Here is a 14,297-nt window from a genome sequence, read left to right on the forward strand (position 1 = left end):
CTCGGACGCGGAGGTCCCCATGGTCATTGCGGTCACAGGAAGCAGCGGCACGCTCGGTCGCGCGACGGTCGAACGACTGCGCGCCGGCGGAGCCGAGGTCATCGGCTTCGACCTCGCCGGCCCCGCCGGGGCGGGCTTCACGCGCGTGGACCTCACCGACTACGGGCAGACGCTCGACGCGCTGCTCGGGGTGACCGCGCGCCATGAGGGCATCGACGCCCTCGTGCACCTCGCCGCGATCCCGGTGAACGGGCTCGTGCCCGATGCCGCGACCTTCGAGAACAACGTGCTGGTCTCCTCGCACGTGCTGCTCGCCGCGCATCGCGCCGACATCCGCACCGTCGTGCTCGCGTCGAGCATCACGGCCATGGGCTTCCCCTTCGAGGTCGCGCCGCCGTCGCTCCCGGTCGACGAGACCTACACGCGCGCGTTCAACACCTACGGCCTCGGCAAGGTCGTCGAGGAGGCGATGGCCGCGCAGCTCGTCGGATGGCATCCGGATGCCTCGATCACCGCGCTGCGGTTCACCAACGTCGTCGCGCCCGAGGCCTACGACACCTTCGCCGCGGCATCCGAGCCCGACTACCGCCGCGACCTGCTGGGGTCGTGGGTCGATGCGCGCGACGGAGCCGAAGCCGTGGCGCTCGCGCTCGAGGCGGCGACCCCCGGGTTCCGCATCTACAACGTCGCCGCTCCCGAGTCGGGCAATGCGGCGCCCTCGCGCGAGGTGGCGGAACGGTGGTTCCCCGGCGTTCCCGTGGCCGAGGATCTCGCCGAGTTCGGATCGCTCATGTCGACCCGCCGCATCCAGGACGAACTCGGCTTCCGCGCCCTGTACGACTGGCGCTGACGCGTACCCGCTGAGGGGTCAAGACACGCCGCGCGTCCGCGTACGGTCGCGGCGTGTCTTGACCCCTCACGTGCCTGTGTCCGCGCGCAGCGACCGCACCATGCCCTGGAGCAGGTCGAAGGCGACCCGCTGATCGTCGGCGCTCATGCCCGACAGCATCCGTTTCTCGACCGCGCGCACCGCGGCGGTCGCCTGCGCAAGCAGGTCGCGCCCGGCGGGCGTGAGGTCGGTGGGGAGCGCCTTGCCGACCGGGGCTTCGGATGCTCGCACGACGAGTCCCTCGCGTTCGAGCTGCTGCAGCAGCACGTTCATCGACTGCCGGGTGACGAAGGCGCCGCGGGCGAGGTCGGAGTTCGAGAGGCCGGGGCGCTGCGCGAGCAGTTCGAGGCAGGAGTATCGCGTGATGGTCATGTCGAGGGGGCGCAGGGCCTCTTCCATCGCGAATCGCAGGGCGCTTGCGGCCTCCTTCAGCAGGTATCCGAGGGAGGTCGGCAGGTGGATGCCGTCTTGACTCATGTCAGTATTCTGACATAGATTAATGCATGTCAGAAAACTGACACGTATCGAAGGAGCATCCCATGCCCGTCACCGGCCCCGACTTCATCTCTCTGCAGACGCGCGACCTCGACGCCTCGCAGGCGTTCTACGAGAAGTACCTCGGCCTCGTGCGCTCGCCCGCCGGGCCTCCGCACGCCGTCGTCTTCACGACCACGCCGATCGCGTTCGCGCTGCGCGACATCGTTCCCGGGACCGACCTCGCCGCAGCGGCGCAGCCCGGCATCGGCGTCGCCCTCTGGCTGCACGCGACGGATGTGCAGAGCATCCACGACGCCCTGGTCGCCGATGGGCGCACGATCGTCGCCGCCCCCATCGACGGACCGTTCGGGCGCACCTTCACCTTCGCCGACCCCGACGGCTACCACGTCACCCTCCACGACCGCGCCTGACGCTCTCGGAGGGGACGCTTCGACAGGCTCAGCGACCCACTGTCTGGTCGACGTCAGCGCCCCACTCGCGAGGGGTCAAGACACGCCGCGTTGTGGCATCCGCTCGCGGCGTGTCTTGACCCCTCGCGCGCAAGCCCGGAGCGAGCGAAGCTCGGGACTGCACCGTTCGGGAGGAGATCTCACCCAGGGGAGGAGCGTTTCGCGGATTCGCTCCTCCCTTTCGCGAGTTCTCCTCCGTTGGTGCGCGGGCGGGGGCTTCGACAGGCTCAGTGACCCCGTCGCACGCGAGGGGTCGAGACACGCCGCTGACGCGTGGCCGCGCGCGGCGTGTTGTGACCCCTCACCACCCGGACGGGGACGCGAAAGGGGGCGGATGCCGCAGCATCCGCCCCCTTCGTCGTCGCGGGTCTCAGCCCTTGACCGCGCCGGCCGCGAGGCCCTTCATGATGCGCTGGTTGAGGAAGAGATACATGATCAGGATGCCGAACACCGTCACGCAGATCGCGGCGAACAACGGGCCGTAGTTGATCGCGCCGTACTCGCCCGAGAAGTTGAGGAGCCCGACCTGGATCGTGTTGAGGCTCCTCTTGCCGCCGAAGACGAGGGCGATGAGCAGGTCGTTCCAGATGAGGAAGAACTGCACGATCGCGACCGTGAAGATCGCGTTCTTCATCATCGGCAGGCCGATCGCGAAGAACGAACGCAGCATCGAGGCGCCGTCGATCGTCGCGGCCTCGAAGATCTCGCGGGGGATGGCGCGGAAGTACGTCGCCATCATGAACACCGTGAGCGGGAGGCCGCCCGCGACGTAGATGAGGATCATCGGCAGGTACGAGCCACTGAGGCCCATCTTCGAGAAGGCGTTGAACAGCGGCAGGATGATCATCTGCCCGGGGATCATGATGCCCGCCAGGAACAGCAGGAGCACCGAGGCGCGGCCCTTGAAGACCATGATCTCGAGCGCGTAGCCCGCCGCCGTGCCGAGCAGCACGATGAACACGAGCGACGGCACCGTGACGATCAGCGAGTTCGTGATTGTGGTGGCGAGGTTGCCGGTCTCCCAGGCGACGGCGTAGTTGTCCCACCGCCAGTTCTCGGGGAGCGTGTACGAGGGGTTGTTGAGGAACTCGTTGTTCGACTTCAGCGAGTTGATGAACATCCAGAACAGCGGGTAGGCCGTCACGATGACGAGCACCGCGATGGTCAGCCAGGTCGGGATCTTTCGCAGGATGCCGAGGGCGATCGCTGCGGGACCGCGGCGGTGCGGAACGAACGCCTTCGCGCTGGGAACGGCCGTCGTGTCGAGTGTGGTGGTCATGATGCTGTCCTCAGACGGTGTTGTCGCGACGCGACGAGCGGAAGATGACGAGCGTGATCAGCAGACACATGATCGTGAGCACGAGGGCGACGGTCGAGCCGTAGCCGAAGTCGCTGTACTGGAACGCGGTGCGGTACATGTACATCGTCAGCGGCGTGGTCGCGTTGCCGGGGCCGCCGCCGGTGAGGGCGAAGACCGAGTCGAAGACCTTGATCGTGCCGTTGATGCTGAAGATCATCGAGGCGAAGAGGATCGGCAGCGACATCGGGAGCACGATGTAGCGGAAGAGGCTGAACGACTTCGCGCCGTCGAGACGGGCCGATTCGATGATTTCGTCGGGGATGTCGAGCAGGCCGGAGAAGACGAGGATGCCGTAGAAGCCGGCGGAGCGCCAGACGTCCATGATGACGATGACGACGAACGCGGTCGCGCCGTCGCCGAGCCAGTCGATGTTGCTGAGGCCGACGTTCACGAGCAGCTCGTTGACGAGGCCGTCGCCGGGGGCCGACTGGAAGAGCTTCTGGTACAGGATGCCGATCGCGACGGTCGGGAGCACGACGGGGAAGAACACCAGCGTGCGGACGATGACCGAGCTGCGGCGGAGCACGAAGTGGTAGAGCAGCGCGAGCCCGAAGCCGAGCACGACCTGGAACAGGGTGGTCAGCAGCGCGTAGCGGATCGTGAACCAGAAGGCGTCGGCGACGTACTGGTCGGAGAAGAGCCGCTGGAAGTTCTCGATGCCGTTGAACTCGAAGCCTTCGAGGATGCTGCCGGTGAAGAACGTGAGGCCGAACGACCAGAGCACGGGGACGATGGTGATGAGCGTATAGATGACCAGTGCCGGCAGGAGCAGCAGCAGGATCGTCTTCCGGTCGCCGAGGACGGACTTCATGCGTGGCGGCCTTTCGGGTGTAGAGGGGGTGAGACGAGAGAACCGGCTCCGCGCACTCCGGGTACGAGTGCGCGGAGCCGGTGCGGATCAACCGGCGTCGAGAGCGTCCTGGACGAGGGTCATGAACTCCTCGGCCGTGAGCTGGCCCGTCACGAGCAGCGCGGCGTTGGTCGACGAGATGTTGCTCGCCTTCGCGTTGAAGAGCGCCTCGAACCACAGCACGCTGTCGGTGCTGGTGGAGATCTCGTCGGCGATCGTCTGCGAGATCGCGGGCAGCTCGACGTCGGCGTCGTCGGCGATGAAGCCGGTGATCTGGCCCTGCTCGAGCGCCTCGTTGCCGTAGTTCTCGGCGATGCAGCCGAGCCAGGCGCCGGTGCCCTCGTTGTAGGCGGCGTTGCTCATCGTGGCCGGCAGGCCGACGTTCGACGGGTAGGCGTCGGGCGTGCCCTTGCCGCCCTCGACGGCCGGGAAGTTGAAGAACCCGACGTTGTCGGCGCCGATCTGGTTGCCGTCTCCGTTGATGTTGCCGAGGATCCAGCTGCCCATGTAGATCATGGCGGCCTTGCCCGTCAGGAACTCGTTGTACGAGCTGTCGATGTCGAGCGAGGTGACGTTCGCGTCGAAGTAGCCTTCGGCGCCGAGGTCGGCGATCGCCTGCGCGGCGGCCACGTACTCGGGGTCGGTCAGCTTGGCGTCGCCGGACGCGACCTTCTCGAGCGCGTCGTCACCGACCGAGCGGAAGAGGTAGCTCGAGATGAGGCGGGTGATGGGCCAGCCCTGCTCGCCGGATGCCGTGAACGGCGTGTAGCCCGCGGCCTTGGCCTCGGCGGCGATGGTGGTGAGGTCGTCCCAGCTCTCGGGGACGTCCCAGCCCTGCTCCTCGAAGATCTGCTTGTTGTACCAGATGCCCTCGATGTTGTACTGGAACGGCAGGAAGTTGAACTCGCCGCCGTAGAGCTTCTTGATGGTCGAGACGGCGCCTTCGGCGATCTTGTCGCGCACGCCGAGCTCGGTGAGCTTCTCGTCGAAGTCGACGAGGTAGCCGCCCTTGGCGAGCTTCGCCCCCTCGGAGGGGTTGCCGCCGGCGGAGAAGATCGGGGGCAGTTCGTCCTGCGTGGCGAGCAGCTGCACCTGGGCGTCGAGATCGGCCTGCGGTGCGGAGTTGAACTCGAGGGGCATAGCCTCTTCTTCGGCGGCGCACTGGTCGCCGGCGAGGGCTTCGAGCACCGGCTGCGTGGTGGTGTTCTCGGAGTTCTTCAGGAACTCGAAGGTGGTCGCACCCGATCCGCTGTCACCGGCGCAGCCGGAGAGGACGAGAACCCCGGCGCTGGCCAGAGCGGCAACGCTGAGGAGCGGCTTGCGAAGGCGCCGCCGTTCTGCTGTGAACACATTTCCTCCTTGAAAGTGATATCTCGTTATTGAGACGTTTCAAAACTGATGTTAGGGGGAGATCTGTGGCCTGTCAAACGAAAACTGTTCTGAGGCACGGTGAGGAAGTTCGGCGGCCGTCGGGCGGATGCGCAAGGATGAATCCATGAGCATTGAAACGTCACAATCAGCCGTGATCGACGACGAGGTGGTCGTCGACGACGCGGTCGATCGACTCATCGCCGAGATGACGCTCGCGCAGAAGACGGCCCAGCTCGTGGGGCTGTGGGCGGGCGCCCGCCGCGACGACAACGCCGCCCCGATGCAGGATCAGTTGATCGCCGATGGCATGCACGTCGACGAGTTCGCCGCGCACGGCCTCGGCCAGCTCACGCGCCACTGGGGAACGACGCCGATCGCGGTCGAGGCGGGCACGGCCGAGCTGCGTCGACGCCAGGCCGCTCTCGCCGAGCGGACCGGCATCCGCGCTCTCGTGCACGAGGAGTGCCTCACCGGCGTCCTCGCCTGGGGAGCCACGACCTACCCGACCCCGCTGGCCTGGGGCGCCGCGTTCGACCCGGAGCTCACCGAACGCCTCGGCCGGCGGATCGGCGACGACCTGCGCGCCCTCGGCGTGCATCAGGGACTCGGCCCCGTGCTCGACGTCGTGCGCGATGCCCGCTGGGGCCGCGTCGAGGAGTGCATCGCCGAAGACCCGTTCACGGTCGGCGTCGTCGGCAGCGCCTACGTGCGCGGCCTCGAGTCGGCGGGGGTGGTCGCAACCCTCAAGCACTTCGCCGGATACTCCGGGTCGCGCGCCGGCCGCAATCACGCACCGGTCTCGGTCGGTCCGCGCGAGCTCGCCGATGTCCACCTGCCGCCGTTCGAGCGGGCGATCCGCGCGGGGGCACGCTCGGTCATGAACGCCTACAACGACGTCGACGGGGTTCCGGCCGCGGGATCCGCCGACCTGCTCACCGGCACTCTGCGCGACCGCTGGGGCTTCGACGGCACCGTGGTCGCCGACTACTTCGCCGTGCGGTTCCTCGAGACGATGCACGGGGTCGCCGCCGATGGCGAAGACGCGGCGGTGCTCGCGCTCTCGGCCGGCATCGACGTCGAACTCCCCACCGGCTCCGACTACCTCGCCCCGCTCGTCGCCGCGGTCGAGAGCGGGCGGATCGACGAGTCGCTCATCGACCGCGCCCTGCGCCGCGTGCTGCGGCAGAAGCTCGATCTGGGGTTGCTGGGGGCGGCCGAACCCGAGGGTGATCCGACCGTCGACCTCGACTCCGCGGCCAATCGTGCGCTCGCGCGCGAGATGGCGGATGCCTCGATCGTGCTGCTCCAGAACGACGGTGTTCTGCCGCTCGATGCAGGGCGCACCCCACGGCTCGCCGTCGTCGGTCCGAATGCCGACCGCTTCGGGGCGGTGTTCGGGTGCTACTCCTTCGTGAAGCACGTGCTGCCGCGGCATCCCGAGGTCGATCCGCTGATCGCCGCGCCCACGGTCGCCGAGGCGCTGCGCGGGCGCTGGCCGGGTGAGGTCGATGTCGTCGAGGGCTGCGCCGTCATGGACGACGACGTCTCCGGGATCGACGCGGCGGTCGCGGCCGCGACCGCCGCGGACGTGGTCGTGGCGGTGATGGGCGACGACTCCGGGATGTTCGGACGCGGCACGTCGGGCGAGGGCTGCGACCGCGAGGACCTGAGTCTGCCCGGGGTGCAGGAGCAGCTGCTCCACGCGCTCGTCGAGACCGGTCGCCCGGTCGTGCTCGTGCTGCTGACCGGTCGCCCCTACGCGCTCGGCGCCGCCGCCGACCGATGCGCGGCCGTCGTGCAGGCTTTCTTCCCCGGGCAGGAGGGCGGGCCGGCCATCGTGGATGCTCTCCTCGGGGTCACCTCGCCCTCGGGACGTCTCCCCGTGCAGATGCCCCGGCCGGGCACCCCGCAGCCGGGCAGCTACCTCGCCCCGAAGCTCGGATCGCTCACGGGTGTCAGCTCGGCCGACCCGACGCCGCGGCATCCGTTCGGCCACGGCCTCGGGTACACGACCTTCGTGCGGGAGGGACTGAGCGTCGCAGAGACCCGGGTCGCCGTCGACGGCGTCGTCGAGGCCGAGGTCACGGTGCGCAACGCGGGCGACCGCGAGGGAGCCGACGTGCTGCAGGTCTACGCGAGCGACCCGGCGGCGCAGGTCGTGCGTCCTCTCCGCCAGCTCGTCGCGTTCCGCAAGGTGCCGTTGGCCTCGGGGGAGGCGCAGACGTGGCGGGTGAGCATCCCCGCTGCCGCCTTCGCCTTCACCGGTGTCGCGGGGCATCGCATCGTCGAACCCGGTCGCATCGTGCTAAGGGTGGCCGCGGATGCCGCGGACGAGGGGCAGGCCATCGAGATCGACCTGATCGGAGACGTGCAGCGCGTCGACGTGATCGCCGACGAACCGGTCTGGGAACGCCGTGGCTGAGCGTGCGTGTGCCGCTCCGGGTGCGTCGCAGAGGAGCCGGTAAAGTGACTGATCGATCACCGAGCCGAAGGAGGCCGCGCATGGCCCGAGTCGGAATCCGTGACGTGGCGGTGCTCGCGGGTGTGGCCGTGGGTACCGTGTCGAACTACCTCAACCACCCCGACCGCGTCTCGGCCGACAAGGCCGAGCGCATCCGCGCCGCGATCGACTCGCTCGGGTTCGTGCCCAGCAACGCCGGTCGGCAGTTGCGCCTCGGGGTGAGCAGCGCGATCGGCTACATCGCGCCCGACGTGAGCAACCCGTACTTCGCCGAGATCGCCGAGAGCGTCGAGCTGCGCGCCAGCGAGCTCGGCTTCACCGTGTTCCTCGCCAACTCCCACCGAAGCCGCGACCGCGAGAACGACTACATCCAGCTCTTCGAGCAGTACCGCGTGCAGGGACTGCTCATGTCGTCGCACCTGCCCGTCGAAGACCGCCTCGCGCAGGTGCGCCGTCGCGGCACGCCCTCGGTGCTGGTCGGCCAGCGCGGGCAGTCCGACGAGCAGCCCTCCGTCTCGCTCGACGAGGTCTCGGGCGGGCGCCAGGCGATGCAGCACCTGATCGAGGTCGGATGCCGTCGCCTGCTGTTCGTCGGTGGCCCGCTCGACATCCCGCAGGTCTCGGGGCGTCTGGCCGGTGCGGGAGAGGTCGTGCGCGAGTTCGGGGCGGCGACGCTCGAGGTGATGGACGAGCCCGATCGCACGGTGCGCGGCGGCAAGCGGATCGGGGCGGCGCTGCTCTCGCGCCCGGCGGACATGATGCCCGACGGCATCTTCGCCGCGAACGACCTGCTCGCCCTCGGCATCATGAACGCGCTCGTCGCCGGCGGGGTCGAGGTTCCGCGGCAGACCGCGATCGTCGGCTACGACGACATCGAGTTCGCGGAAGCCTCGCTCATCCCGCTCACGAGCGTCATGGGCCGCCACGACGGCTTCGGCATCGCCGTGGTCGACCTGCTCTTCGACGCGATCGGCGGCAACGCGATCGCCGCGCCGCATCGGATGTTCGAACCCCAGCTCGTGGTGCGCGCGAGCACCGGGAGGGCATGACCGTGGCCGCGAGCATCCGCGACGTCGCCGACCGCGCCGGGGTGTCGGTGGGCACCGTCTCGAACGTGCTCAACCACGTCGACCGCGTCAAAGAGGACTCCGTCCGGCGCGTGCACGAGGCGATCGCCGAGCTCGGGTACGTGCGCAACGACGCCGCCCGTCAACTGCGCGCGGGGCACAGTCTGATGGTCGGCCTGGTGGTGCTCGACGTGCGCAACCCGTTCTTCACCGAGCTCGCCCGCGGCGCCGAGCGCGAAGCCGCCCGACACGGGCTCTCGGTCGTGCTCGCCAACAGTGACGAGGACGTCGCGCAGGAGGCCCGGCACATCGACCTCTTCGAGCAGCAGCGCGTGCGCGGCATCCTGCTCTCGCCCTATCAGGAGGCGGGACCGCGCCTGCGCCGGATGCGCGACCGGGGCATCCCCGCCGTGCTCGTCGACCGGCGCGGCGCCGACGACTCGTTCAGCAGCGTCTCGGTCGACGACGAGACCGGCGGGTACCTCGCGGCTCGCCACCTGCTCGACACCGGGCGTCGCCGCATCCTCTTCGCCGGCGGCCCCCTCGACATGCGTCAGGTGGAAGACCGCCTCGGCGGTGCACGCCGCGCGATCGCGGAGGTGCGCGGCGCCGTGCTCGACACGCTTCCCTCGGCGGCGTCGACGGTCGACGCCGGTCGTCTCGCGGGCGATCAGGTCGCCACGCTCGCGGCGTCGGAACGCCCGGACGCGATCTTCTGCGCCAACGACCTCGTGGCGCTCGGGGTGCTGCAGGGACTGCTGACGAACGGCATCCGCGTGCCCCAGGACGTCGCCCTGATCGGCTTCGACGACATCGACTTCGCGGCGGCTGCGGCCGTGCCCCTCTCGTCGGTGCGGCAACCGAGCAACCTCATGGGCGAGACGGCGATGCGCCTGCTGCTCGAGAGCGCCGACGACCCGGGCCGGGCGCCCGAGCACATCGTGTTCCAGCCCGAGCTCGTCGCGCGCGCCTCGACGGCCTGAGCCTTGGCCCGCCCGCGCGGACTCAGAACTCCGCGACGACCGGGCGTCCGTCGAGGTACGCGATGAGGTTGAGCACGAGGAAGTTCCAGTTCTGGAAGTTACGCGTCATGATCGCCTCCCCGTTGTCGGGGTTGTAGAACTCGTGCAGGCATCCTGTCGTGGCGAGGTCTCGACCGAACAGCTCGACGGTCTGCTCCGCGAGCTCGCGGGCGTCGTCGGTGAAGCCGTACTTCTCGAGGCCCCGGAAGACCAGGTAGTTGCTGATGCCCCACACCGGTCCGAGCCAGTTGGAGGGGTTGTTCGACGCACGCAGGTTGTAGGGCTTCTCGAGGCGCGACAGGGTGCGCACCCCGAAGTTCGCCCGGAACGTGCGCGTGTCCTGCAGGCGTTCGCGCATCCGCTCGGCCTGCTCCTGCGACGCGAACCCCGCCCACAGCGGCAGGAAGCTCGACCAGTTGTCGACCCGCAGCAGCAGTGCCGACCACGATCGCGGAGCGCCGCTGTGCAGCCAGTCGTCGCCGTCGATCTCGCGGAAGGCCAGGTCGGCGCTGTAGTAGGTGCCGTCGCGCTCGTCCCACAGGTGCGTGTTGATCGCATCGGCGAGGTCCTGTGCGCGTCCGCGCCAGCGGTTCGCCTCGGGCAGCCGGTCGAGGTCTTCGAGCAGCGACCCGAACGCGAGCAGCTCGCGGTAGAGCAGCGAGTTGAGGTAGATCGAGGCCGTGCTGCGGTCGGGGCGGTAGTAGACCGAGGGGTCGTTGTCGACGCCGATCGCGAAGTCGGTCTGCCAGTAGGCCAGGCCCGTCTCGGCGTGGATGTGGCTCTCGAGGTAGCGCTCGAGGAACGACTGGATCACCGGGATGCCGTCACTGATCCACTCGGCGCTGCCCCGGCGGCGGCTGAGCAGTGCGGCCTGCTGGGCGATGATCGGCTTGTGCATGTTCTGCGAGAACCCCGCGGCGCGCGAGGGGTCGCCGTGCAGCAGCGGACCCTCGGGCTTGAGCAGCAGGGGCATCACGCCGTCGGCGTCGGTGTGGTCGAGGAAGTTGCGGATCGTGCCCTCCTCGTAGACGCCGAAGCGCCCCGCCTCGCCGGTCTCGAGCTCGACCTGGCCGAGCACGACGCTGATGAACCAGGAGTCCCAGTCCCACAGCGCGTTCGAGTAGTAGGGGGAGTCGGGCGAGCTGGGCACCGTGTACGGGTGGGCGAGCACGCCGGAGGGCTCGCGGGTCATCTGCGTCGCGTGCTCGGTGACGTAGGTGCGGAGGTCGGACTTCCAGGTGTCGATCATGCGTGCGGGTCCTCGGTTCGGGGGAGGGAGATGCGGGTGAAGGCGGAAGGGGCGAGCGCGACGGCTGCTTCGCCGCTGTCGGTCGAGATGTGCAGGGAGCGCGGCTCGTCGGCGATGTTGGCCACGAGGATGTCGTCGCCGGCGTAGGTGCGGGCGCCGATCGCCCAGGTCAGTCCGTCGGGGCTGGGTCCGGTGAGCAGCGTCGCGCCGTCGCGCGCCGCGAGGGCGGCGAGCGCGTGCAGGGCGGACGCGACGGGGAAGTCCTCTCCGTCGGCCGAGCGAATGCCGCGCGGTCCCCACTCCTCGAACCACACGAGCGAGGCGACCCCGGGCACGGCGAGGGCCGCGGCGCTCGCGATCGTCCAGGCGGCGAGTTCGGGCGCCTGCTGGCGGTCATCGTCGGTTCCCGTGAACTCCGGGCCGTAGCCGTCGCGCAGGTCGTCGTGCGGCGAGAGCGGCTGCAGCGAGGCGGCCACGTCGTTGAAGCGCGGGCGGAGGGAGACCGGGCCGATGTGCACGGGGCGCCCGGCCGCGCGCGCGACGGTCTCCTCGGCGACGAGGCGCTGCATCGCGACCGACTCGACGATCTGATCGGTGTCGGCCGAGTGGAACAGCGGGGTGACCGTGACCGCGATCCCGTCGAGGTCGTCGGGCAGGCGGTGGAGTTCGCGGTTGAGCTCGGTGAAGTGCGAGCGGCTGCCGCCGATCACCGCGGGTGTGCGGCCGTGCGCGGCGAGGGCGGCGCGCAGCAGGTCGATCGCCTCGCCGTCCGAGACGTGCCGGGCATCGCTGACCTGGTGGAAGGCCGTGGCGCGCACGAGGTCGATACCCGCGAGGGCGGCGACGGCATCCGATATCTTCTCGGGCGCCGCCGGGTCGATCACGAAGCGCACGTCGAGGGGGAGACCGGAGGTGGAGGCCCGGGCGATGGCCGCCCGCCAGTCGCGACTCGCGAGGTCGAGCTCGACGAGCAGGGTCGCGCCGATCGGGTCGACGGTCGGGGCGGGGTCGGGAGCGGATGCCGCGGCGACCCCGACCGACGGGAAGGGGCCGGCAGGGGTGAGGCGGATCGTGTCGGAAGCGGCGCGGATCTCGGTATGCGCAGTTTCCTGTACCTGGATCCGGAGGGTCTGCACGACGTGCTCGCCCTCGATGACGCGGTAGGGGAAGGGGAGCGAGAGCGGCCGGTTGTAGGTCTTGAACGAGGCATCCGTCCAGTTGCGCTGGTCTTCCATCTCGAACACGTCGCCGTCGAAGGCGAGGTCGACCCGCGCTCCGTCGTGCGTCCAGCCGAGGGACGTGATGTCGAAGACCGGCTGATGCGCGCTGATGCGCTCGGGGAACGCGGTCTGCTCGGTCGTGCCGTCGGAGTGGCCGACCTGCAGGGGCGCTCCCGCGACCTGCGGTGGGTGCAGCACGACGAGTCCGGTGCGGTTGGTGTCGACGTCTCGCATCGCCCGCAGGTCGAGGGTGATGGCGAGTTCCGCGGCGTCTGCCGTGGCGCGGAGCACGCCCTCGAACGCGGGCTCCGTCGTGCGCACGGCGATCTCGATACCCGTGCCGTGCCCGGAGATCTCGCCGACGGTCAGGGGCAGGGTGTTCCAATCGCTGTCGCGCACCACGGCGCGGATGCTGCGGAGCACCCGATGCCCGCGCCACTGCAGGTCGGCGAGCTCATCGTCGCGGCGCTCGATCGTCCAGTCCCCGAGGGTGCGCTCGTCGCGTTCGGGGCGGTTCCACGTCATGATGCGTCCTTGCACGGGGTGGGCCGTAGCCCGGATTGGTACGTTTCAATCCTGCCGTACGCGCCGGGTGTCGGGCAAGGCGAGCGGGGGAATCCGGCGGGGATCGGACCGGGTTCGGTCCCGGTTCGTGGGATGCCGCGGAATCCGTTACGATGGCTAGGTGCATCCGAGCTTTCGGGCGAGGATGCCTGGAGACGTCGCATAGTCCGGCCTAGTGCACCACCCTGCTAAGGTGGAGACCTCTTTAAGGGGTCCAGGGGTTCAAATCCCCTCGTCTCCGCACTGAAGCCCCCGAGTGATCGGGGGCTTTTTCGCGCTCTCCGGTGGAGTCGTGCCGCCGATCCATACCAAAGGGTACGGGCCGATCCTTTGGTATGGATCGTGGGTGCGACCCGATCGAATCCGTCCGGACTGATCGGGTGAGGGGAGCCGGACGCGCGGGATGCTGGGGGCATCCACAGAGGAGGAACGCATGATCGGCACCCTGAACGCTCTGGTCGACCTGGTCGAGAGCACCGACGTCGATGATCTCGATGTCGCCGGATTCGCTCGCGTGCGCGGCACCACGGGGTACCACCTGCGCCGGATGTTCTCGACGCTGGCGGGCATGCCGCTGTCGGAGTACGTGCGACGTCGCCGCATGACTCGGGCAGGCGCGGAACTCGTCGCCGGGGCATCCGATCTTCTCGATGTCGCCGTGCGGCACGGATACGGCTCGGTCGAAGCCTTCGGCCGAGCTTTCCGAGCCGTGCACGGGATCGGACCTGCCGATGCGCGCCGTGACGGCGGACCTCTTCGCACACAACCCACGCTCCGGTTCCGCCTGAGCGTTGAAGGGAGAACTCCCATGCACGTCACCATCACCCATCACCCTGCGATCGTCCTCGTCGGGCACGCGGTCGACGTCCCGCTGATCCACCGCGGGGTCAACCCGAGCATCCAGGAGCACATCGCCGCGATCGCTCCCGAAGAGCACGCGCGCCTCAAGGCGCTGTCGGATGCCGAGCCCACCGGCATCCTGGCCGTCACCGCCGACGTCGAGCCCGACGCACCCGAAGGCAGCCCCCTCACCTATCTGCACGGCGTGGCCCGGAAGAAGTCGTCGCCCGTGCCCGCCGACCTCGATGCGATGCCGCTGCCCGCCGGCTCCTGGGCGGTTTTCGCGGCCGACGGGCCGTTCCCCGAGACGCTGCAGAACCTCTGGGCGGCGACGGCGACCGAATGGTTCCCCTCCAACCCGTGGCGGCTGCGGCCCGGGCCCTCGATCGTGCGGTACCTGGAGTTCACCGGTGCGCACGCGTCGTGCGAGCTCTGGTTGCCGATCGAAGAGGCGTGA

At 69.3% G+C, this 14,297-nt stretch carries 12 protein-coding genes and 1 tRNA gene; 7 read left to right on the forward strand and 6 right to left on the reverse strand.

The window, feature by feature from the left end:
* The first annotated feature begins 19 nt into the window (after positions 1–19).
* On the forward strand, positions 20–850 hold the full coding sequence (locus KV396_RS09640; protein ID WP_247955573.1) for an NAD-dependent epimerase/dehydratase family protein: 831 nt from the start codon (positions 20–22) through the stop codon (positions 848–850).
* 66 nt (positions 851–916) lie between these two features.
* Here the strand turns inward: KV396_RS09640 and KV396_RS09645 are convergent, their stop codons facing one another.
* Positions 917–1,366 (reverse strand): MarR family winged helix-turn-helix transcriptional regulator, encoded by a 450-nt coding sequence (locus tag KV396_RS09645; protein ID WP_247955574.1) that lies wholly within the window; start codon positions 1,364–1,366, stop codon positions 917–919.
* Positions 1,367–1,428: 62 nt separating this feature from the next.
* Between KV396_RS09645 and KV396_RS09650 the strand changes: the two genes are divergently transcribed.
* Positions 1,429–1,797 carry a VOC family protein gene (locus tag KV396_RS09650; protein WP_247623445.1) on the forward strand — a complete coding sequence of 123 codons (369 nt, stop codon included), beginning with the start codon at positions 1,429–1,431 and terminating at the stop codon, positions 1,795–1,797.
* 409 nt (positions 1,798–2,206) lie between these two features.
* Here the strand turns inward: KV396_RS09650 and KV396_RS09655 are convergent, their stop codons facing one another.
* The 3 genes from KV396_RS09655 to KV396_RS09665 all read right to left on the reverse strand — a co-directional run bounded on the left by KV396_RS09655 (position 2,207) and on the right by KV396_RS09665 (position 5,396).
* Positions 2,207–3,115: a carbohydrate ABC transporter permease gene (locus KV396_RS09655; RefSeq protein WP_247623444.1), complete on the reverse strand. Its 909-nt coding sequence runs from the start codon at positions 3,113–3,115 to the stop codon at positions 2,207–2,209.
* Between the two features lie 10 nt (positions 3,116–3,125).
* On the reverse strand, positions 3,126–4,007 hold the full coding sequence (locus tag KV396_RS09660) for a carbohydrate ABC transporter permease (RefSeq protein ID WP_247623443.1): 882 nt from the start codon (positions 4,005–4,007) through the stop codon (positions 3,126–3,128).
* Positions 4,008–4,094: 87 nt separating this feature from the next.
* On the reverse strand, positions 4,095–5,396 hold the full coding sequence (locus KV396_RS09665) for an ABC transporter substrate-binding protein (protein ID WP_247632907.1): 1,302 nt from the start codon (positions 5,394–5,396) through the stop codon (positions 4,095–4,097).
* A gap of 145 nt (positions 5,397–5,541) precedes the next feature.
* On the opposite strand from KV396_RS09665, the gene KV396_RS09670 reads away from it, so the two are divergent.
* From KV396_RS09670 to KV396_RS09680, 3 genes are all read left to right on the forward strand, one after another.
* Complete coding sequence (locus KV396_RS09670) at positions 5,542–7,839, forward strand: beta-glucosidase family protein (protein WP_247955575.1); 2,298 nt, start codon at positions 5,542–5,544, stop codon at positions 7,837–7,839.
* Between the two features lie 80 nt (positions 7,840–7,919).
* Positions 7,920–8,927, forward strand: coding sequence for a LacI family DNA-binding transcriptional regulator (locus KV396_RS09675; RefSeq protein ID WP_247632905.1), 1,008 nt, complete (start codon positions 7,920–7,922; stop codon positions 8,925–8,927).
* Positions 8,924–9,928: a LacI family DNA-binding transcriptional regulator gene (locus KV396_RS09680; protein WP_247955576.1), complete on the forward strand. Its 1,005-nt coding sequence runs from the start codon at positions 8,924–8,926 to the stop codon at positions 9,926–9,928. The genes KV396_RS09675 and KV396_RS09680 overlap by 4 nt, the downstream gene beginning before the upstream one ends.
* A 22-nt stretch (positions 9,929–9,950) precedes the next feature.
* On the opposite strand, the gene KV396_RS09685 is transcribed toward KV396_RS09680, so the two are convergent.
* Positions 9,951–11,216: an MGH1-like glycoside hydrolase domain-containing protein gene (locus tag KV396_RS09685; RefSeq protein WP_247955577.1), complete on the reverse strand. Its 1,266-nt coding sequence runs from the start codon at positions 11,214–11,216 to the stop codon at positions 9,951–9,953.
* Entirely contained in the window at positions 11,213–12,961 is a 1,749-nt protein-coding gene (locus KV396_RS09690; protein ID WP_247955578.1) for a hypothetical protein, read from the reverse strand. The genes KV396_RS09685 and KV396_RS09690 overlap by 4 nt, the downstream gene beginning before the upstream one ends.
* Before the next feature lie 190 nt (positions 12,962–13,151).
* Between KV396_RS09690 and KV396_RS09695 the strand changes: the two genes are divergently transcribed.
* Positions 13,152–13,241 (forward strand) — tRNA-Ser (locus KV396_RS09695).
* A gap of 192 nt (positions 13,242–13,433) precedes the next feature.
* Positions 13,434–14,297, forward strand: coding sequence for an AraC family transcriptional regulator (locus KV396_RS09700; RefSeq protein WP_247955579.1), 864 nt, complete (start codon positions 13,434–13,436; stop codon positions 14,295–14,297).

The organism is Microbacterium galbinum, from assembly GCF_023101185.1.
In the GTDB taxonomy this organism is placed as follows: domain Bacteria; phylum Actinomycetota; class Actinomycetes; order Actinomycetales; family Microbacteriaceae; genus Microbacterium; species Microbacterium galbinum.